This is a genomic window from Nonomuraea sp. NPDC005501, assembly GCF_040605905.1.
Taxonomy (GTDB): domain Bacteria; phylum Actinomycetota; class Actinomycetes; order Streptosporangiales; family Streptosporangiaceae; genus Nonomuraea.
In genome coordinates, this window is sequence record NZ_JBEXDT010000003.1 from 178,654 (window position 1) to 198,829 (window position 20,176).

Sequence of the window (20,176 nt, forward strand, 5' to 3'; positions counted from 1 at the left end):
GCCCGTCGCGACCGGTTCGCCCTCTTGATGATGTTTGTGCAGGTCAGCCCAGGGCGAACCGCTGGACGCGGCCCCGCGGATGCAGGAACGTGGGGGCGTCCGCCCGTTCCGATCCCCGGTGGTGACCCCATGCGCGTCCTCATCCAGCTCCGCCCCTCCCCCGACGTGGTCGCGGCCGTCGTCGACCCCGGTCGGAGCGCCACCGTGGCCGACGTCGCCGACGGGCTGCCCGGCGTCGTCCTCGACCCCGCGTACACGCCGGTGCCGCTGGCGCGCCCGGTGCCGCCGCCCGGCGGCGACCCGCTGTCGCTCAACCAGCCGCTCGGCTTCTCGCTCGCCGCCGAGGACGCCTCGGTGCTGGTGCGCGGCGTCATCGCGGACGACGAGCTGACCGCCCGCGTGGCGATGCTGACCTCGCTGCGCCCCGACGTCACCGGCGTGTTCGCCGACCCGGTCATCCACACCACGTTGACCTGCGGCGGCGACCCGCCCGTCGGCACCTGGCACGACGTCGAGCGGCTGCTCGGCGCCGACGCGCTGCGCGCCGAGGGGCTGGACGGGTCCGGCGTGGCGCTGGCCGTGCTCGACACCGGGATCAACCTCGCCCACACCACGCGGCAGCTCGGCAGGGACGTCATCCTCGACGCGGCGCGCAGCTGGGTGCCCCCGGGCGTCGACGGGCGGCCGGGCCAGTTCGAGGTCGACCACGGCACGATGTGCGCGTTCGACACGCTCATCGGCGCGCCCCGGGCCACGCTCGTGGACGTGCCGGTGCTGCTGTCCAGGCGGCCCGGCGGGTCGGCGCTCGACGGGCTGCTGTCGGACGCGGTGGCCGCGTTCGCGCACCTGCGCGGGGTGCTGGAGGCGCAGCCCGCCGAGACGCGGGCCCTGGTGGTCACCAACTCCTGGGGGTCGTTCTCCCCCGAGTGGGACTTCCCGGTCGGTCATCCGGGCAACTACTCCGACAACCCGGCCCACCCGTTCAACCTCATGGTGACCGCGCTCGACCAGGCGGGGGCCGACGTGCTGTTCGCGGCGGGCAACTGCGGGCGCCAGTGCCGCGACGGCCGGTGCGCCTACCCCGACCGGCCGATCGTCGGCGCCAACTCGCACGCCAAGGCGCTGTCGATCGGCGGCGTGGACATCACCGGCGAGCGGGTCGGCTACTCCTCGCAGGGGCCGGGACGGCTGACCGCCCGCAAGCCGGACGTGTGCGCCTACACGCACTTCTCCGGCTCGCGGGCGTTCGGCGACACCGAGCCCGACTCGGGCACCTCGGCGGCCACGCCGGTCGCCGCCGGCCTCGTCGCCGCGCTGCGCACCCGCTGGCCGTCCACGCGGCTGTCGCCGTCGCAGCTGCGGGCGCTGCTGCGGCGCACCGCCGACGACCGCAGCGAGGTGGGCTTCGACTTCGACTACGGGTACGGGGTCATCGACCCGGAAGGGATCCTGGCGGCGCTGCGGCGCCGGTCCGCCGCCTGAACCCCGGGGAGCGGTCCCGCGTGTTCAGGCGTTCTCACGGCTGAACACGCGGGTGCCGACGGCGACGCTCACCACGGCCAGCACCGCGGTCACCGCCACGCCCAGCCCCACCGTGCCGGTGGCGTAGTGCCCGGCGAACAGCTCGCGCAGCGCCTCAAGCACGTACCGGAACGGGCTGATCCGCGAGAGCACGTCGAGCCAGGCCGGCGCCATCGACATCGGCAGGAACGACCCCGACAGCAGCGCCAGCGGCATGACGATCGTGCTCATCACGGGCGCGAACAGGTTCTCGTCGATGGTGAGCGCCACCGCGTACGACAGGGAGGCGAGGCCCGCGCCCAGCACGACGACCAGCACGAGCCCCGCCAGCAGGCCGGCGACCGGCGCCCGCAGCCCGAACGCGTAGCCGACGGCGACGAGCACCACGGTCTGCACGACGAGCGCGACGACGTTGTTGAGCACCCGGCCGAGCAGCAGCGCCAGGCGGCTGGCCGGGGTGACGCGCAGCCGTTCCAGCACCCCGAAGCGCCGCTCGAAGACGACGCCGAAGCCGGCCATGCCGGTGCTCATGAGCCCGAGCTGCACGATCAGGCCGGGCACGAGCGTCTCCCAGGTGCCGATCGAGGCGAAGATCGGCCCGAACAGGACGAGGAACACCATCGGCTGGATCGCGCCGAAGACGAGGCCGAGCTTCTGCTGGAGCGTGACGGCGAGGTTGTGGCGGAACAGCAGCCACGTGTCCCGGGCCGCGGACCTGATCACGCCGGCACCTCCTCGCGCAGCGACCGGCCGGTGATGTCGAGGAACACGTCGTCGAGGGTGCGGCCACCGGCCTTCAGCTCGGCCGGGCTGCCCTCGGCGACGATCCGGCCGCCGTCGATGATCAGGAGGCGGTCGCAGAGCGCGTCGGCCTCGTCGAGGTAGTGCGTGGTGAGGAACACCGTCATCCCGTGGTCGGCGCGCAGCGCGCGGATGTGGTCCCAGAGGTGCGCGCGGCTCTGGGGGTCGAGCCCCGTGGTGGGCTCGTCGAGGAAGAGCAGCGGCGGGCGGTGCAGCAGCCCGAACGCCAGGTCGAAGCGGCGACGCCGGCCGCCCGACAGCGCTCCGCCGGGCAGGTGCTCCATGCCGGTCAGCTCCAGCAGGGCCAGCACCTCGGCGACGCGCCCGCGCGCCTCCTCGCGGCTCATGCCGTACAACATGGCCTGCAGCACCAGCTCCCCGGCAGGCGGGACGGCGAGGTTGACGCTGCCGTTCTGCGAGACGTAGCCGATGCGCCGGCGCACGCCCGCCGGGTCGGTGAGCAGGTCGCAGCCCGCGACGGTCGCGCTCCCCGAGGTCGGGGCCAGCAGCGTGGTGAGCATGCGCATGGTCGTGCTCTTGCCGGCGCCGTTCGGGCCGAGGAAGCCCACGATCCGGCCGGGCTCGACGGTGATGTCCACGCCTGCGACGGCTTGCACGCCGCCCTTGAAGGTCTTCGCCAGACCTTTGGTCTCGATCAATTTCATCGCCTCCAAAATTAAACTAGCCCTAATTTTGGTGTCACTGCAAGCTAGATACGATGACCTTATGGACGAAGGACTGCGCGAGCGCAAGAAGCGGGAGACCCGCCGCCGGATCTCCGACATGGCGACGGGCCTGTTCCTGATGCGCGGCTTCGACCAGGTCACGGTGGCGGAGGTGGCGCGCGCGGCCGACGTGTCGGTCAACACCGTCTTCAACTACTTCCGCACCAAGGAGGACCTCTTCCTCGACCGGCAGGCCGATCTGGAGGAGATCTACGGACGGATCGTCCGCGAGCGGCGGCCCGGCGAGAGCGTGGTGGACGCCTTCCGGCGCGACTTCCTCGACGCCCTGGACACCGGCGACTGGCGCTACGGCTTCAACGAGGGGGCCGAGACGTGGATGCGCGTAGTGGCCGAGAGCCCCTCGCTGACGGCGCGGACACGGGACATCGAGCACCAGGTCATGGCCCGCGTGGCGGCGGCGATCGCTGAGGAGACGGTCGCCGGCCCCGACGACGTGCGGCCCGAACTCGTGGCGGCGCAGATCCTCGACACGACGCGGCTGCTGTCACAGCACGCGCTGCGCCGCCGGACGGCGGGCGAGAGCCCGCGCGAGGTCGAGGCGTGGCTGCGCGAGCAGACCGAGGCGCTGTTCGACCTGCTGGAGTCGGGGATCGGCGACTACGGCCGGCGCCCGCTAGGTGCCGACGCGGCTGAAGACGGCGAGGCCGCCGGCGACGAGGAAGATGACCACGTAGAAGGCGATCAGCGCTAGCCACAGGCAGGTGCTGACGATGCCGCAGATGCGGCCGGCCTGCACCATGCCGCGGTTCTCGAAGTAGTAGCCGCTGCCGTCGATCTCGCGCAGCGCCTTGTTGCCCATCACCCAGGCGAACGGGCCGAGCAGGCCGCACACGACCAGGCTGAGGATGCCCAGCACGAGGATCGTCGTGCCGTTGGGGTGGGTCTGGGGCGGCGGTCCATAGGGGGACGGGCCGTAGTTCGGGTAGGACATCTGCGCTCGCCCCTCGTCGTCGCCTGACAGCGGTCGTTTATACCACGAAGGCCGCCCGACGGACGGACGTTGCACGGGGAGTGGTATTGACCTAGCGCTTGCTACAATCGCGGCATGATGCAGGTCCTCAAGCCCTTCGCCCAGTGGATGGCCTCGACCGACTGGTTCCTGAAGGTCGGCCCCCGGTTCGTCCCCCAGCTGGACCGCGCCCTCTACCGGCTGACCCGGGGCAAGGTGATCAGCAGCGACCGCGTGGTGCCGTCGCTGGTGCTCACCACCACCGGCGCCAAGACGGGGCGGCTGCGCGAGTCGCCGCTCGCCTGCCGTCCCGAGCCGGACGGCGGCTTCCTCGTCGTCGGCAGCAACTTCGGCCGCGAGAACCATCCGGCCTGGACCGGCAACCTCATGAAGAAGCCGGAGGCCGCGGTCACGTACAAGGGCCGGCAGATCCCCGTCACGGCCAGGCTGCTGACCGGCGAGGAGCGCGAGGCGGCCTGGCGGGAGCTGGTCGAGCAGTGGCCCCTCTACGACCGGTACGTGGAGAAGTCGGGCAGGGAGCTGAGGGTCTTCCGGCTCACGCCCAGGTGATCTTCTACGCCATCATGGTGGGGCACCCGAAACCGTCAAGGAGCCTCCACCCGTGCGTGAACGTGTCCGCGCCGTCGTCACGAGCCGCCGTTTCCAGCAGCTCATCGTCGTCGTCATCCTGATCAACGCCGCCACCCTCGGCCTGGAGACCGTGCCCGCGGTCGCCGCGCGGCACGGCGCCACGCTCACCGCCATCGACCACGCCGCCCTCTACGTCTTCGTCGCCGAGCTGATCGCCAAGATCTACGCCGAGCGGTCGCGCTTCCTGCGCGACCCCTGGAACGTCTTCGACGCGCTGATCGTCGCGATCGCGCTGGTGCCCGCGACCGGCGGCCTGTCCGTGCTGCGGTCGCTGCGGATCCTGCGCGCCCTGCGCCTGCTGTCGGTGGTGCCCAGCCTGCGCCGCGTCGTGTCGGCCCTGCTGCGCGCCATGCCGGGGATGAGCTCCATCGTGGTGCTGCTGGGCCTGGTGCTGTACGTGGCGGGCGTCATGGCCACCAAGCTGTACGGCCAGGCGGCCCCGGAGCGCTTCGGCAGCCTGCCCTCCTCGCTGTTCACGCTGTTCCAGACCATGACGGGCGACGACTGGGGGAACATCGCGCGGGACGTGATGACCCTTCACCCGACGGCCTGGATCTTCTTCACCGCCTTCATCCTGATCTCCACGTTCATCGTCCTCAACCTGTTCATGGCGGTGGTGGTGAGCGCGATGGACGAGGAGTCGGCGGCCGAGCGAGCCGAGCTGCAGGGGCTCGGCGACGAGTCGGCGGCCTCCACCCGCGTCATCCTGGACGAGCTGGCGGCGCTGCGCCGCGAGGTCGCCGCCCTGCGCCGCGACGGCGTCCTCGACGGCCCCGGCCGATGACCCCCGACCGGAGACACGGCGGGAGGCACGGCGGGAGGCACGGCGGGAGGCATGGCCGGGCGGGTCAGCGGGAGTAGAACTCCACGACGAGCTGCTCGTCCACCGGAACCGCGATCTGCTCGCGTTCCGGCCGGGCCGTCAGCGTGAACCGCAGGTCGGCGTGCTCCACGGACAGGTACGGCGCGATCCGCTCGTCGGCGTGGACGCCCTCGGCGGCGGCCACGAACGGCTGCATGCGCCGCGACCGCTCCCGGACCGAGACGACCTGACCGGGCTTGACCAGGTAGCTGGGGATGTCCACCTTGCGGCCGTCCACGGCGATGTGGCCGTGTGTGACGTACTGGCGGGCGGCGTAGATCGACGGCGCCAGGCCGGCGCGCAGCACGAGGGAGGCCAGACGGGTCTCCAGCAGCGTGACGAGCTCCGCGCCGGACGCGCCGGGCTTGCGCACGGCCAGGTCCCAGTAGCGGCGCAGCTGCCGCTCGGACACGTCGTAGTACCAGCGCAGCTTCTGCTTCTCCAGCAGGCGCAGGCCGTAGTCGCCGGTGGTGCGGCGGTTGGTCTTGCGGCCGTGCTCGCCCGGCGGGTACGGCCGCTGCTCGAAGTAGCGGATGGCCTTCCTGGTCAGCGGCACGCCCGCGCGGCGGGACAGCCGCACCTTGGGACCGGTGTAGCGCACGTTCACCTCATGTGATTAGGTAATGCTTACTTAGGTAAGGCTAACCTAGTCTTCACGTTGATCTCAAGGAGCCGCCATGCCGCCCATCGCCGAACGCGTCCGCACGCTCGCCGCGACCTCCGCCGTGGTCCGGGTGACCGTCGACGGCGTCCCGTCCCCCGCGACCGGCGGGGTGGACGAGCGGGGCCGCCCGGTGCTGCTGGTGCGCGCCGGCGAGCCGCTGCACGGGCTGGGCGACGACGCGGTGGTGGCGGTGAACCTCACCGCGACGCGCCGCCTGGGCGAGGCCGAGCACCCGCGCGGGCTGCTGGAGGTCCAGGGGTGGGCGCAGGCCGTACCGGTGGAGGATGCGCGGGCGGCGGCCGTCGCGGTCGCGGCGCGCAGCGCGGACGAGGGGCTGTTCGCGGCGCTGGAGCGGTACGGCGAGCCGTCCGCGCCGCGGCTGCTGCGGCTCGACGTGGCGCAGGTCGTGTACCTGACCGGGCAGGAGTCGGGCGTGCTGGACGCCGACGAGTACCTCGACGCCGGGCCCGACCCGCTGACGGAGACGGCCGAGCGCGTCCTCGCCCACGTCAACGAGGCGCACCGGGCGCAGCTCGCCAACGGCGTGGCCGCCCTGCTGGGCGAGCCCGCCCTCATGGGCGAGGGCCGCGGTCACGGCGGGCGTCCCGGCTGCTCCGGCCGCTCGGGCGCCGTCGGGACGGGCGCTCCCGCGGCGGGCGCCGGGTGCGGCGAGGTGTGGCTGTGGGAACTCGACAGCCACGGCGCGACGGTCCGCGTGGACGACGACCTCGTCCGCTTCCCGTGGCCGGCCCGGGTGGGCACCGGCCAGGACCTGGAGGCCGCGCTGCGCGGGCTGATGTGCACGTGCTGAGCCGCCCGCGGCGATCACCATCTTGATCACGATTGTCGCGGGGGCGGTCCGACCTCCGGCAGGCACTCAGTATCATCGGCGGCTGTGACCGAGACCGAGCCGCGCAGACGTGTCCTGATGACCGCCGGTGTGCTGATCGGCGTGGTGATGCTGAGCGCGGCGGCGATCCTCGGTCTGGGAGAGCTCGGAGGCGCCTCGCTGTCCCCGGTCAGCCTGCCGGACGGCGGCGAGCGGCGTGCGGAGCCCGCCAGGGCCGGGGCCACGCGGGTCACGACGGCCAGCGCCCCGGTGACGCGCCCCGGCCACCACGCGCCCACGCCGGCGGCCGTGCCGTCGCCGCTTCCCACCGCGACGGCCCGGCCCACGGCCACCCGCTCGCCGCGCACGGTGGGGGCCACACCGGCTCCGCGGCGCGGCGCCACGACCGCGCCGCCCGTGCGGCCGGGTGAGGCGTCGGTGACCCCCGCCCGCTCCCGGCGGCCGGGAGTCGCCAGCCCCGCCCCGGCGGGCCCGGTCACGCCCACGCCCACGGACGTCGTCCCGAACGCCCCCGCCAACCCCGCCGGCCACACCCCGCCGGGCCACAGCAGGCACCCGGGCCACGGCAACGGCAATGGCAATGACAATGGCAATGGCAACGGCTTGGGCGACGGCGACGCCGCGGACTGAGCTCCGCCGCCGTTCTCGGGTCCCGGGTGGCGGGTGTCAGGAGGGGCGCAGGTCGAGGCTCTCGTCGACGGCGTCCGGTGACAGGACGCTGTCCAGCACCATCACCGCGCAGCCGCTGATGCCCGCTCCCCAGCCCATGCGGCTCGGCTCGATGCGCAGGCGCCGCGTGGCCAGGGCCGTGGAGCGCCGGTAGACGACCTCCCGGATGCTCGACACGAGCGGCCCGAACGCCTCCGCCACGTCGCCGCCCAGCACGACCACGGACGGGTTGAGGATGTTCACCGCGCCGGCCAGGACCTCGCCGATACGCCGCCCGGCCTCGCGGACCATGGCCATCGTCTCGGCGTCCCCGGCCCGCACGAGCGCGGTCACGTCGGCGATCGTCTTGACGTCCTTGCCGGCCGTCCGCAGCTCGCGCAGCAGCGCCGTTCCGCTCGCCACCGAGTCGACGCAGTCGACGTTGCCGCAGCGGCACAGGACGCCGCCGCCGTCGCGGACGGGAATGTGCCCGATCTCGCCGGCCGCGCCGAGCGCGCCGCGCAGGATCCCGCCGCCCGCGATGACGCCGGCGCCGATCCGCGTGGACACCTTGACGAACATCAGGTCGTCGAGGTCGGGGTAGACGCCGCGGTGCTCGCCGATGGCCAGCACGTTCACGTCGTTGTCGACGAGCACGGGCACCGGGAACCGCTCGCGGACGATGGGCGGGATGAGCACGCCGGTCCACGACGCCATCACCCGCGCGCTCTCGGTGCGGCCGCGCGCGAACTCGACCGTGGCCGGCACGCCCATGCCGACTCCCTTGACGTCCTCGCGCGGCCGGTCGCCGAGCAGGTCCTCCCAGGTGTCGAGAAGCAGCGGCAGCACCACGTCGGGGCCCTGCTCGACGTCGATGGCGAAGTCCCGGCCGGCCAGCTCGCGGCCGGCGAGGTCGCACACGGCGACGCGGGTGCGGCTGGCGCCCAGCGCGGCCACCAGCACCACCCCGCCCGCGGCGTTGAACTCCAGCCGCACGGGGGGCCGCCCCCCGGTGGAGGGCGCGTCGGCCCGCTCCACCACGAGACCGCGCTCGATCAGCTCGGCGACGCGCAACTGCACCGCGGGGCGCGACAGGCCGGTCACCCGGCCGAGATCGGCCCGCGTCACCGCCTCACCCGAGCGGATGAGGCGCAGCACCTCGCCACTCGTGGCGAGGGTAGCGGCGGTACGTCGAGGCATCGGCTAAGTGAATCACAGGAGGTTACGTAATGAAAAGTCGCAACTTTTTCATCTCACATGCCAAAACTCTGCTTGTCTACAAACCAAACTCTGGCTAGTGTCCGTTCTGTCCTTCTTGGTAGATCAACGGAGTTCCTCGTCGTGTCCCCCATGAGCTCGTCTTCCGGCACATCAGCGTCCGGCGCGCCCGAGACCGCGCACACCGCCGACCTCGTGGTCTTCGGCGGCACCGGCGACCTGTCCATGCGCAAGCTGCTTCCCGCGCTGTACCACGGCGACCGCGAGGGCCGGCTCGCGCCCGGAACGCGCATCATCGCGATGTCCCGCGGCGGGCTGACCGACGCGGACTTCCGCGGCAAGGTGGACGCCGAGGTACGCGACCGGATCCCCGGCGGCGACGCCGAGGTGTGGCGCCGCTTCCTGGGCCGCCTGCACCACGTGTCGATCGACGTGGGCGGCGGCCAGGCCGTCGACGGGGGCTCCGACCGGTCGGGGTGGGGCGCGCTGGCCGCCCTGCTGGCCGGGCACGAGGACCGCGACCGGGTGTTCTACCTGGCCAGCCCGCCCCGGACGTTCGGCGCGTTCTGCCGCGAGCTGGCCGCCGCCGGCCTGGTGACGCCCCGCTCCCGCGTGGTGCTGGAGAAGCCCCTCGGCCACGACCTGGTCAGCGCGCAGCGCATCAACGACGAGGTCGGCGCCATCTTCGACGAGCGGCAGATCTTCCGGATCGACCACTACCTGGGCAAGGAGACCGTGCAGAACCTGCTCGTGCTCCGCTTCGCCAACGCGTTCCTGGAGCCGATCTGGAACTCGCTGTGGATCGACCACGTCCAGATCACCGCCGCCGAGACCGTCGGCACGCCCGGCCGCCGCGGCTACTACGACCACGCGGGCGCCCTGCGCGACATGGTGCAGAACCACCTGCTCCAGCTCCTGTGCCTGACCGCGATGGAGCCGCCCGCACGCAACGACCGCGAGGCGATCCGCGACGAGAAGGTCAAGGTGCTGCAGGCGCTGCGGCCGATCACCGGCGGCGAGGTCGAGCGGTTCACCGTGCGCGGCCAGTACGTCGAGAGCGGCGACATGCCCGGCTACCTGGACGAGCCCGCCTCCACCCCGCCCACCGAGGAGTCGCGCCGGGTCGAGACGTTCACCGCGATCCGCGCCGAGATCCGCAACTGGCGCTGGGCCGGGGTGCCGTTCTACCTGCGCACCGGCAAGCGGCTGCCGCGCCGCGTGTCGGAGATCGTCGTCCAGTTCAAGGACGTCCCGCACTCGATCTTCCCCGGCGGCACGCCCAACCGCCTCGTCCTGCGGCTCCAGCCCGAGGAGGGCATCCAGCTGCACATCATGGCCAAGGAGCCGGGCGCGGGCGAGGTGACGCTCAAGCCGGTGCCGCTGAGCCTCAGCTTCGGCGAGACGTTCACCGCGCGGGTGCCCGAGGCGTACGAGCGGCTGCTCATGGACGTGCTGGCCGGCAACCCGACGCTGTTCATGCGGCGCGACGAGGTGGAGGCCGCCTGGCGGTGGATCGACCCGATCCTCGCCGCGTGGGAGGCGTCGGGCGAGCTGCCCGAGCCGTACGCGGCGGGCTCGACCGGCCCCGCGGGGGCCCACGAGATGCTCGCCCGCAGCGGCCGGGCCTGGCACGAGGACGAGTCGTGACCGGCGCCGCCCCCTTACCTCTCACACCGCCTGCCCAGACCCCGACAGCACCGGCAGTAACCGCACGGCCGACGAAGGAGTGTCCATGAACCCCGTCATCCAGGAGATCACGGACAGGATCACCGAGCGCAGCCGCGCGAGCCGCAGCGTCTACCTGGACCGGATCCGGCGCGCCGGCGAGGCCGCCCGCGCCAAGGGCCCGGCCCGCGCGCACCTGGGGTGCGCGAACCTGGCGCACGGCTTCGCCGCCGCGCCCGCCGAGGACAAGCCGGCCCTCATGGGCGCCGCCAAGCCCGGCGTGGCCATCGTGACCAGCTACAACGACATGCTGTCGGCTCACCAGCCGTACGAGACGTACCCGCCGGAGCTGAAGGCGGCGGTGCGGCGGGCCGGCGGCGTGGCGCAGGTGGCGGGCGGCGTGCCGGCCATGTGCGACGGCATCACGCAGGGCCGGGCCGGCATGGAGCTGTCGCTCTACAGCCGGGACGTGATCGCCATGGCGACCGCGATCGCGCTGTCGCACGACATGTTCGACGCGACGCTGCTGCTGGGCGTCTGCGACAAGATCGTGCCGGGCCTGTTCATCGGCGCGCTGCACTTCGGGCACCTGCCCGCGATCTTCGTGCCGGCCGGCCCCATGACCTCCGGGCTGCCGAACAAGGTGAAGGCCCGCACCCGGCAGCTGTTCGCCGAGGGCAAGGTGGGCCGCGTCGAGCTGCTCGACGCCGAGGCGAAGTCCTACCACTCCCCCGGCACCTGCACCTTCTACGGCACCGCCAACTCCAACCAGGCGCTGATGGAGGTCATGGGCCTGCACCTGCCGGGTTCGACGTTCGTCAACCCGCACACCGAGCTGCGGCACGCGCTGACCGAGGCGGCCGGCCGCCGTGCCGTGGAGATCACCGCGCACGGCTCCGAGTACACGCCGCTCGGCGAGCTGGTGGACGAGAAGGCCATCGTGAACGCCTGCGTCGCGCTGCTGGCCACCGGCGGCTCCACCAACCACACCCTGCACCTGGTGGCCATGGCCGCCGCCGCGGGCATCGTGCTCACCTGGGACGACCTGGCCCGCCTGTCGGAGGTCGTGCCGTCGCTCACCCGCATCTACCCGAACGGCCAGGCGGACGTGAACCACTTCCGCGACGCCGGCGGCATGCAGGTGCTCATCGGCGACCTGCTCGACGCGGGCCTGCTGCACGAGGACGTCCTGACGGTCGCCGGGCGGGGGCTGAGCCACTACCGCTCCGCCCCGGCGCTGGAGGACGGCGCGCTGGTCTGGTCCGAGGTCACCGGTGGCAGCAAGGACCTGGACGTGCTGCGTCCCGTCTCCGAGCCGTTCTCCGCCGACGGCGGCATCCACATGCTCGAGGGCAACCTCGGCCGGGCGGTGAGCAAGGTGTCGGCCGTCAAGCCGGAGCACCTGGTGATCGAGGCCCCGGCCAAGGTGTTCGACGACCAGCTCGACCTGCTGCGCGCGTTCGAGGCGGGCGAGCTGGACGGGCAGGACTTCGTCGCCGTCCTCCGCTACCAGGGGCCGAGTGCCAACGGCATGCCGGAGCTGCACAAGCTCACGCCGCCGATGGCCGTGCTGCTCGACCGCGGGCAGCGGGTCGCGATCGTCACCGACGGGCGCATGTCCGGCGCGTCCGGCAAGGTGCCCGCGGCCATCCACCTGTCGCCGGAGGCGGCCGACGGCGGCCCGATCGCGCTCGTCCGCGACGGCGACGTGATCAGGCTGGACTCGGCGGCCGGGACGCTGGAGCTGCGGGTCCCGGCCGAGGAGCTGGCCCGGCGCACGCCGGGCGGCCGGCCGCTCAGCGACGCGGAGTGGGTCGGCACGGGCCGCGAGCTGTTCGCGACGTTCCGCCGCATGGCGGGGCACGCCGAGCAGGGCGCCGGGATCTTCGGCATCAGCGGCGCCGAGTCGCCGCACCACGGCCCCGGGCTGGGCTTCCCGGCGGAGGCGGGCGCCTCCCACCTGGAGACCGGCCTCGCCGACCCGGCCCAGGTGGGCGCCGGAGCCCGCAGGTGAACGGGTTCGGACGGTTCGGCTGGGCCGGCCGCCTCGGACGGTTCCGGAGGGCCGGGCGGTGAGCGGGTTCGCCTTCCCGTGGCTGGTCGCCGACATCGGCGGCACCAACGCCCGGTTCGGCCTGGTGACCTCGCCCGGAGCGCGGCCCTCGCACGTCGCCGTGCTCGCGGGGGCCGAGCACCGGGGCCTGCCCGAGGCCGTGGCCGCCTACCTCGCCGACCACGCGGACGGCGCGCGGCCGGGCGCGGCCTGCCTCGCCCTGGCCGGTCCCGTGGACGGCGACCGCTACGCGCTGACGAACCTGCCCTGGTCCGGCTCGGCCCGCGACCTCGGCGTGCCGGAGGTGGCGCTGCTCAACGACTTCGAGGCGCTGGCCGTGTCGCTGCCGCACCTGGAGGGCGACGACCTGGTGCCGCTGGGCGGCCCCGCCCCGGCGTACGGGGTGAACGCCCCGGCGTACGGGATGAAGGCGGTGCTCGGTCCCGGCACCGGGCTCGGCGTGGCCGGGCTCGTGCCGGTGGACGGCGGCTGGGTCCCCGTCCCGGGCGAGGGCGGGCACGTGACGCTGCCCGTACAGGACGAGCGTGAGCTGGAGGTGCTGCGGGCGCTCACGCGCCGGCACGTGCCGGGCGGCCCCGGCGGCCAGGTGGTGGCCGAGCACGTCCTGTCGGGTCCCGGGCTGGTGCGGCTGCACCGGGCGCTGGCCGACGTCCGCGGCGTGGCCGCGGCCGAGGACACGGCGTCGGGGATCGTGGCGCGGGCGGACGACGCGTTGTGCGCGGAGACGGTCGAGGTGTTCTGCGGTCTGCTCGGGACGTTCGCGGCCAACGTCGCGCTGACGCTGGGCGCGCGGGGCGGGGTGTACCTCGGCGGCGGGGTGCTGCCGCGGATCGCGGAGCGGGTCCGTACGGGTCCGTTCCGCACACGCTTCGCCACGAACCCTGACATGGCGGACTACCTGTCGGCCATCGCGACGTCCCTCATCGTCGCCCCGCAACCGGCGCTGACCGGGGCCGCGGCCTGGCTGGACCGCCTCGCCTCGCGCGCCGCCCGTGGCTCCTCGGAATGGGCGGAGGACCTGCCCATGACGACCGCGTTGCCCGTCGCCCCGGCGGAGCCGGCGCCGCTGCCGGGCTGAGGGACGGCGGTGGCCGCGCGGACCCGCCTCCCGGGGACTCAGTAGCCTGGGCGCACGGCTCGCCCCGGCCGGACAACGTGCAACGGCCTTCGGGCCGACGAGATGGACGACGGCCCCGGTGGCCGGCAAGGAGAAGAGTTGCAGATGACGAGCCTGCTCGACCTCGCCCCCGTGATCCCCGTCGTGGTGATCGACGACGTGGAGACCGCCGTGCCGCTGGCGCGGGCGCTGGTCTCCGGCGGCCTGCCGGTCATCGAGGTGACGCTGCGCACGAAGGTGGCGCTGGAGGCGATCGGCCGGATCGCCGCCGAGGTGCCCGGCGCCGTGGTGGGCGCGGGCACGGTGCGGACGGCCGCCGACGTCGAGGCTTCGCTGAAGGCGGGCGCGTCGTTCCTGGTCTCGCCCGGGGCCACGCCGTCGCTGGTGGACGCGATGCTGGCGGGCGGCGCTCCGTTCCTGGCGGGGGCGGCCACGGCGTCGGAGGTCATGGCGCTGGCCGAGCGGGGGCTGAAGGAGCTGAAGTTCTTCCCCGCCGAGGCCGCGGGCGGCCGGCCGTACCTGAAGTCGCTGGCGGGGCCGCTGCCGGACGTGCGGTTCTGCCCGACGGGCGGGATCCGGCCGGAGACGGCGGCCGACTACCTCGCGCTGCCGAACGTCGGCTGCGTCGGCGGCACCTGGCTCACCCCGGCCGACGCGCTGGCGACGGGCGACTGGGCCCGCGTCGAGGCGCTCGCCGCCGAGGCCGCCGCCCTCCGCTGACCGCCCCGGGAGCCGGCCGCCCCGGGAAGAGCCGCGCTCCGCGCCCTTCCCCGCCCCCATGCCCTGTGGGGGCGGGGAAGGCGGTGGCGGGCGAGGCCGTCACGCCGCCACCGGAGGGCGCCTTCCTCCGTTAGAGTCTGGGGTGGAAAAGGGCATGCCGGGCGATGGCCCGGCCGGTCGAGGCGGCGGGATGACGACGGCGAGAGGACAGCGACGTTGGGGCTGCAGGATCGCTCCGCGGGCACTCCGCTGACACCTGAGGACCCCCCGGCGATCGGCCCGTACGAGCTGGTCAGCCGGCTGGGGTCGGGCGGGATGGGCACCGTCTACCTGGCCAAGGCGGCCGACGGCGCGCGGGTGGCGCTCAAGGCGATCCGCCGCGACTACACCGCCGACCCGGTCTACCGGGCGCGTTTCCACGAAGAGGTGTCCAACGCGCGCAAGGTCGCCTCGTTCTGCACCGCCCGGGTGCTCGACCACGGCGAGGACGGCGGCGTCCTGTACCTCGTCACCGAGTACATCGACGGCATCTCCCTGGAGGACCACCTCATCGAGCACGGGGCGTTGTCGCCGTCCGTGCTCCACTCGGCCGCCGTGGGCGTCGCCGCGGCGCTGACCGCCATCCACGCGGCGGGCCTCGTCCACCGCGACCTCAAACCGGCCAACGTCATGCTGACGCTCGCCGGGCCCCGGGTGATCGACTTCGGGCTGGCCCGCTCGGCGCACCTGTCCTCCCGCCACACCAACGCCGGGATGGTCATGGGCACGCCGGGCTGGATCGCTCCGGAGCAGGTGTTCGAGGGGAAGACCAGCCCGGCGGGCGACGTGTTCGCGTGGGGGTCGCTCATCGCGTACGCCGGGCTCGGCGGGCACCCGTTCGGCGAGGGCGACGCGTACGTGATGGCCGCCCGCGCCCGCACCGCGCCGCCCGACCTCCGGGGGCTGCCCGCGCCGCTCGACCGGCTGGTGGCCGCGGCCATCCACCCCGACCCGGCGCGCCGGCCCCCGGCCCGGCAGTTGCTGCTGGAGCTGGTCGGGGCGGCGGACGAGCCGGCGGCGCAGCTCGCGGCCACGCGCCACCTCACCACCACGTGGGACCCGGCGGATCTCCCGCCGCTGTCGCAGTCCCCCCGCAGCGCCCCCGGACGCCCGCCCGTTCCCCCGCCCGGCCCGCAGGCGCCCCCGGCCGCGCCGCCCGCCCAGCCGGGGCCGCCCTCCTCGACGGGCGGCCGGCCCCCGCAGGCCCACCAGACGGGCCATGTGCCGCTGCCGCCGCAGGCCCACCAGACCGGTCAGGTGCCGCTTCCCCCGCCGGGGCAGCCGCCCATGCCGTCCGGGTCCCTCCAGCAGCCGCCGCACCACCACACCGGCCAGGGGCCGCTCCCCGGCCGGCCAGGACCGGCCGCCCAGGCGCCGTCACACGGGCCGGGACCGCAGAACCCGTCGTCACACGGACCCGGGCCGCAGCACCCGTCGTCACACGGACCCGGGACACACGGCCCGTCATCGCATGGACCCGGGACACACGGCCCGTCATCGCATGGACCGGGCGGACCGCACGGCCCGTCGTCGCACGGGCCCGGAGCGCGCGGGCGTACCGTGCAGGGGCCGCCGCCCGGTCAGGGGCCTCCGTCCGGGCTCACCGGGCCGGGCCCGCTGCCGCCCGCCACGATGCCCCCGCCCGGCAGGCCCCGGCGTGGCACGTTCACCGGCTGCCTGACCACCGTGGTGATCGCCCTGGTGCTGCTCGTGGTGCTGGTCGCGTTGATCGCCTGGATGACGCGGGACCCCGCCGTGGGCAGCGTGGACGGGCCGGCGCAGGACGGCAGGCTGCGGTTCGCGGTGACCGGCACCAAGTGTCCCAAAGCGGCCAAGTCCGCCAAGCTGCGCACCTGTACGGTCTCGGTGAAGGTGGACAACATCGGCCAGGAGGCCCGCGTCCTCTACCCGGGGCAGCAGAAGCTCTGCGACGAGGACGACGTCCCCCACGGCGGCACCCGGCTGCTCGACAAGGCGGGCACCGAGATCACTCCGGTGCGCATCGGGCCGGGCCAGTCGTTCAGCGGGGCGCTGGTGTTCGAGCTGCCCAAGGGCGCCGGCCCGGCCGCGCTGGAGCTGCACGACTCCGGCCTGAGCCACGGCGTCCGCCTCACCCTGGGCGGCTGACCGCCCGGGCGCGCCCCGGACCAGGCCAGGATCAGGGGACGAGGACGAGGCGGCCGCGCAGGCCGCCCTTGGCCAGGCGGCGGTGGGCCTCGGCCGCCTGCTCCAGCGGCAGGGTCTCCGCGACCCTGAGCGTGAGCGTCCCCTGCTCCACCAGCTCGACCAGGTCCGCCAGCCGCGCCCCGTCCGCCGTGATCCAGTGGGTGAACACGCGCGTCCCCCGGAGCGGCACCGGGGCGCCGCCCGCGACCACCGCGGCGAAGGAGCCGCGGGAACGGACCGCGTCGAGCGCCGCCGCGCCGGTCACGGCCGCGTCCAGGGCGCCGTGGACGCCGCCGGGCACCAGAGCCCGTACGGCCTCCCCGAGCCGGGCGGTACGGGGCACGAACAGCTCCGCGCCCAGCTCCCGTACCAGGGGCTCGTCCGCGGCCCCGGCGACGGCGACGACCCGCAGGCCCCGCGCGGCGGCGAGCTGGACGGCGAACCCGCCCACCGCCCCCGCCGCGCCCGTCACCAGCAGCGTCTCGCCGGGGGCCAGGCCGAGCCGGTCGAGGGCCTGCACTGCGGTCAGCCCGTTGAGCGGCAACGTCGCCGCATCCACCGCGCTCACCCCGGACGGCGCCCGGCTCACGACGTCCGCGTCGAGCACGACCTGCTCGGCCTGGGTCCCGAGCGGCACGTCGAGCCGGTCCGACAGCCCCACCACGCGGTCCCCCGGCGCGAGCCCGGTGACGCCCGGGCCGGTCTCCTCGACGGTCCCGGCCACGTCCCAGCCGATGCCGATCAGGTCGCGCTCCGGCAGCAGCCCCGCCTCGGTGAGGGCGCCCGACCGGGTGGCCGCGTCGACGGGGTTGACGGTCGCCGCCTCGACCCTGATCCGTACCTGCCCCTCCCCCACGGACGGCACCGGCAGGTCGGCGATCTCCAGCACCTCCGGGCCGCCGAAGGCGCGGATGACGACAGCACGCATGCGATCTCTCCCTCTCGCTCGGGTGGCGGACCTCCCGCCGCACACCACCGTAGAAGAGGCACTCTCTTGCAGGAAGCAGGTACCTGAGAGTTCGTAACGTACGAAGTGGAAACCCGAGCCGTCAGAAGATGCTCGCCCAGACGCCGCGCGCGCCGGAGCGTGCGGGGCACCTGTCCCGTTCGGCGCCCGTCACAAGGTCGGAGTCCGGAAACGAGGAGGCGCGTAGAGTTCGTCAAGTACGTATATGACGATGTTGCCGGCGGTGCCACGATGGATCCACGGGAAGGCGAGTTCATCGACCGGATGGGGCTGGTCATGGAGCGCATCGGCGGGACCCGCACCATGGGCCGGCTGTACGCGTGGCTGATGATCTGTGATCCGCCGCACCAGTCGCTGACCGAGCTGGCCGCCCGGCTCGGGGTGAGCAAGACGGCCGTCAGCACGGTCGCCAGGCAACTGGAGGCGGGCGGGATGATCGAGCGCGTCCCCGCACCGGGGCGCGAGCACCGCTACCAGGTGGCCCACGGCGGATGGGCGCACGTCCTGAAGGTCCAGCTAGCCGGGGTGCACCTCGGCGTCGAGGCCCTGGACCTAGGGCTGTCGCTCGTCGGCGAGGACCGGCCCGAGCAGCGGGCCCGGCTGGCGGAGACCCGGGAGTTCTTCGCCTTCACCGAGCGTGACGCGGACGAGATGCTCCAGCGCTGGCAGGAGTACCGCGCAGAGCCGACCTGACACGGAGGGAGAGGCGATGACCGACATCGTCGAACGGTACGACATCCCCGAGCAGCACTTCTGGCTGCGCGGGCCGCGATCGGGCCAACCGGTGGAGTACGACGCCCGCACCGGCATGTGGAACGTCTACGGCTACCCGGAGGCCCACGACATCCTCGGCGACCCCACGACGTTCTCCTCCGACACCATGCGGGTGCTCCCCAAGGGGCTGATGCCGGACAGCGAGGAGTTCTCGATGAACGGCTTCATCACCCAGATCGACCCCCCGGAGCACGGCAAGCTGCGCAAGCTGGTCAGCAGCGCCTTCACCCGCAAGGTCGTCGCGGACCTCGAACCCAGGATCGCCGCCCTCACCCATGAGCTGCTCGACGCGGCGCGCGAGCGCGGACGGCTGGAGCTCGTGACCGACCTGGCCTACCCGCTGCCCGTCATCGTCATCGCCGAGCTCCTGGGCGTGCCCAGCGGCGACCGCGCCCTGTTCAAGCAGTGGGCCGACGCGCTCTTCCAGCGCGACACCACGATCTCCCTCACCGAGCCCGTCGAGGAGCAGAACGCGGACGTCCAGGCCACGCTCAAGCCGTGGAAGGAGATGTCCGCCTACCTCGCCGGCCACGCCGAGGAGCGCCGCCGGCGGCCGCGCGCCGACCTGCTCACCAGGCTGGTCGAGGCCGAGGTGGACGGCGAGCACCTCCCCGACGACCAGGTGGTCAACTTCGCGATCATCCTGCTGCTCGCCGGGCACATCACCACGACCATGCTGCTCGGCAACACCGTGCTCTGCCTCGACGCCTTCCCCGAGCAGCAGGCCAAGGTACGGGCCGACCGCGCGTCGGTCCCGGCCGTCATCGAGGAGTCCCTGCGCCTGCTGCCCCCGTTCGCCGCCCTCGGCCGCTCCACCACCCGCGAGACCGAGCTGGGCGGCGTGACGATACCGGCCGACCAGCTCGTCATGGTGTGGCTCGGGGCCGCCAACAGGGACCCCCGGCAGTTCGCCGACCCCGGCGTGTTCGACCCCGGCCGTGACCCCAACCCGCATCTCGCCTTCGGCCGCGGCATCCACTTCTGCCTGGGCGCTCCCCTGGCGCGGCTGGAGGGGCGGGTCGCCCTGAACATCCTGCTCGACCGGCTCGACCCGCTCCGCACCGATCCGGAGGACCCGGTGACGTTCATCCCCACGCCGACCATGACGGGGGTGGCCCGCCTCCCCCTCGTGTAGCCCTGTCAGGCAGCCGGGGCCGCGCCGAGCAGCGCGGCCTCGGTGATCGGCGCCTCATGGGTGCCGGGCACCGTGCAGGCGTGGGCCCCGGCCAGCGAGCCGAGCCGCACGCACTCCTCCAGCGCCGCTCCGCGCAGTCGGCCGTACAGGAAGCCGGAGACGAACGCGTCGCCCGCGCCGTTGCTGTCGGCCACCGGGCCGGGCAGCGGGGTGGCGGGGAAGGCGCGCAGGTCGCCGCCGCGCGGCAGCACCAGGCAGCCGTCCGCGCCGCGCGTGCAGACGACCAGCTCGGCGCGGCCCAGGCGGAGGATGTCGCGCATCACGCGCTCGGGCGAGTCCAGCGCGGCGGCCGACATGAACACCAGGTCGGAGCGGTGGGCGAACTCCCGGTGGTGGTCGTTGACGCCGTCCCAGTCGTGCAGGTCGGTGGAGACGGGCATGCCGTCGAGGTCGTCGTACACGTCGCGGCAGTAGCCGGTGATCGAGACGTGCGCGTGGCGGGCGCGCACGCCGGCGTAGAGCTCGCGCGGCAGCCGCTCGCCCGGCGTGTCGCGCGGGTCGTGCAGCGAGGTGCGGCGGCCGTCGGGGCCGACGAGCAGCACGCTGCGG

General features: G+C 73.9%; 20 protein-coding genes. 13 read left to right on the plus strand and 7 right to left on the minus strand.

What is annotated here, in order from left to right; translation table 11 throughout:
- Positions 1–129: 129 nt before the first annotated feature.
- Complete coding sequence (locus ABZS51_RS03790; protein ID WP_355435803.1) at positions 130–1,482, plus strand: S8 family serine peptidase; 1,353 nt, start codon at positions 130–132, stop codon at positions 1,480–1,482.
- A gap of 24 nt (positions 1,483–1,506) precedes the next feature.
- Here the strand turns inward: ABZS51_RS03790 and ABZS51_RS03795 are convergent, their stop codons facing one another.
- Both ABZS51_RS03795 and ABZS51_RS03800 read right to left on the minus strand, forming a co-directional pair.
- Positions 1,507–2,244, minus strand: coding sequence for an ABC transporter permease (locus ABZS51_RS03795; RefSeq protein ID WP_355435807.1), 738 nt, complete (start codon positions 2,242–2,244; stop codon positions 1,507–1,509).
- A complete protein-coding gene (locus ABZS51_RS03800) occupies positions 2,241–2,987 on the minus strand; it encodes an ATP-binding cassette domain-containing protein (RefSeq protein WP_355435810.1) in 747 nt (248 codons plus the stop codon). The genes ABZS51_RS03795 and ABZS51_RS03800 overlap by 4 nt, the downstream gene beginning before the upstream one ends.
- Positions 2,988–3,048: 61 nt before the next feature.
- Here ABZS51_RS03800 and ABZS51_RS03805 point away from each other — a divergent pair, with 61 nt between their 5' ends.
- Positions 3,049–3,759: a TetR/AcrR family transcriptional regulator gene (locus tag ABZS51_RS03805; RefSeq protein ID WP_355435813.1), complete on the plus strand. Its 711-nt coding sequence runs from the start codon at positions 3,049–3,051 to the stop codon at positions 3,757–3,759.
- On the opposite strand, the gene ABZS51_RS03810 is transcribed toward ABZS51_RS03805, so the two are convergent.
- Positions 3,682–3,999, minus strand: coding sequence for a DUF4190 domain-containing protein (locus tag ABZS51_RS03810; RefSeq protein WP_355435816.1), 318 nt, complete (start codon positions 3,997–3,999; stop codon positions 3,682–3,684). The genes ABZS51_RS03805 and ABZS51_RS03810 overlap by 78 nt on opposite strands.
- Positions 4,000–4,113: 114 nt before the next feature.
- Here ABZS51_RS03810 and ABZS51_RS03815 point away from each other — a divergent pair, with 114 nt between their 5' ends.
- Both ABZS51_RS03815 and ABZS51_RS03820 read left to right on the plus strand, forming a co-directional pair.
- Entirely contained in the window at positions 4,114–4,587 is a 474-nt protein-coding gene (locus ABZS51_RS03815) for a nitroreductase family deazaflavin-dependent oxidoreductase (protein WP_355435818.1), read from the plus strand.
- A gap of 52 nt (positions 4,588–4,639) precedes the next feature.
- Positions 4,640–5,452: an ion transporter gene (locus ABZS51_RS03820; RefSeq protein WP_310712029.1), complete on the plus strand. Its 813-nt coding sequence runs from the start codon at positions 4,640–4,642 to the stop codon at positions 5,450–5,452.
- A 64-nt stretch (positions 5,453–5,516) separates the two neighbouring features.
- On the opposite strand, the gene rpsD is transcribed toward ABZS51_RS03820, so the two are convergent.
- Positions 5,517–6,131 (minus strand): 30S ribosomal protein S4, encoded by a 615-nt coding sequence (gene rpsD, locus ABZS51_RS03825; RefSeq protein WP_355435866.1) that lies wholly within the window; start codon positions 6,129–6,131, stop codon positions 5,517–5,519.
- Between the two features lie 76 nt (positions 6,132–6,207).
- Between rpsD and ABZS51_RS03830 the strand changes: the two genes are divergently transcribed.
- Positions 6,208–7,005: a DUF2470 domain-containing protein gene (locus ABZS51_RS03830; RefSeq protein WP_355435820.1), complete on the plus strand. Its 798-nt coding sequence runs from the start codon at positions 6,208–6,210 to the stop codon at positions 7,003–7,005.
- Between the two features lie 84 nt (positions 7,006–7,089).
- A complete protein-coding gene (locus ABZS51_RS03835) occupies positions 7,090–7,674 on the plus strand; it encodes a hypothetical protein (RefSeq protein ID WP_355435823.1) in 585 nt (194 codons plus the stop codon).
- Between the two features lie 36 nt (positions 7,675–7,710).
- On the opposite strand, the gene ABZS51_RS03840 is transcribed toward ABZS51_RS03835, so the two are convergent.
- Positions 7,711–8,892, minus strand: a complete 1,182-nt coding sequence (locus tag ABZS51_RS03840) for an ROK family transcriptional regulator (RefSeq protein ID WP_355435826.1) — start codon at positions 8,890–8,892, stop codon at positions 7,711–7,713.
- 150 nt (positions 8,893–9,042) lie between these two features.
- Between ABZS51_RS03840 and zwf the strand changes: the two genes are divergently transcribed.
- The 5 genes from zwf to ABZS51_RS03865 all read left to right on the plus strand — a co-directional run bounded on the left by zwf (position 9,043) and on the right by ABZS51_RS03865 (position 16,652).
- Positions 9,043–10,557 (plus strand): glucose-6-phosphate dehydrogenase, encoded by a 1,515-nt coding sequence (gene zwf / locus ABZS51_RS03845; RefSeq protein ID WP_355435828.1) that lies wholly within the window; start codon positions 9,043–9,045, stop codon positions 10,555–10,557.
- Between the two features lie 85 nt (positions 10,558–10,642).
- A complete protein-coding gene (gene edd / locus ABZS51_RS03850) occupies positions 10,643–12,589 on the plus strand; it encodes a phosphogluconate dehydratase (RefSeq protein WP_355435830.1) in 1,947 nt (648 codons plus the stop codon).
- 58 nt (positions 12,590–12,647) lie between these two features.
- Positions 12,648–13,727: a glucokinase gene (locus ABZS51_RS03855; protein ID WP_355435833.1), complete on the plus strand. Its 1,080-nt coding sequence runs from the start codon at positions 12,648–12,650 to the stop codon at positions 13,725–13,727.
- A 144-nt stretch (positions 13,728–13,871) separates the two neighbouring features.
- Positions 13,872–14,486, plus strand: a complete 615-nt coding sequence (gene eda, locus ABZS51_RS03860) for a bifunctional 4-hydroxy-2-oxoglutarate aldolase/2-dehydro-3-deoxy-phosphogluconate aldolase (RefSeq protein ID WP_310712021.1) — start codon at positions 13,872–13,874, stop codon at positions 14,484–14,486.
- 216 nt (positions 14,487–14,702) lie between these two features.
- On the plus strand, positions 14,703–16,652 hold the full coding sequence (locus ABZS51_RS03865; RefSeq protein WP_355435836.1) for a protein kinase: 1,950 nt from the start codon (positions 14,703–14,705) through the stop codon (positions 16,650–16,652).
- Between the two features lie 31 nt (positions 16,653–16,683).
- Here the strand turns inward: ABZS51_RS03865 and ABZS51_RS03870 are convergent, their stop codons facing one another.
- The gene (locus ABZS51_RS03870) at positions 16,684–17,619 is read right to left on the minus strand and encodes an NADP-dependent oxidoreductase (protein ID WP_355435840.1); all 936 of its coding nucleotides are present in this window, start codon (positions 17,617–17,619) and stop codon (positions 16,684–16,686) included.
- A gap of 270 nt (positions 17,620–17,889) precedes the next feature.
- Here ABZS51_RS03870 and ABZS51_RS03875 point away from each other — a divergent pair, with 270 nt between their 5' ends.
- Together ABZS51_RS03875 and ABZS51_RS03880 are read left to right on the plus strand one after the other, a co-directional pair.
- Entirely contained in the window at positions 17,890–18,351 is a 462-nt protein-coding gene (locus ABZS51_RS03875; RefSeq protein ID WP_310712017.1) for a MarR family transcriptional regulator, read from the plus strand.
- Positions 18,352–18,367: 16 nt separating this feature from the next.
- Positions 18,368–19,567 (plus strand): cytochrome P450, encoded by a 1,200-nt coding sequence (locus ABZS51_RS03880; protein ID WP_355435844.1) that lies wholly within the window; start codon positions 18,368–18,370, stop codon positions 19,565–19,567.
- Positions 19,568–19,572: 5 nt separating this feature from the next.
- Here ABZS51_RS03880 and ABZS51_RS03885 read toward each other — a convergent pair.
- Positions 19,573–20,176 (minus strand): PfkB family carbohydrate kinase (locus ABZS51_RS03885; protein WP_355435847.1); only part of this gene is annotated, 604 nt, incomplete at its 5' end.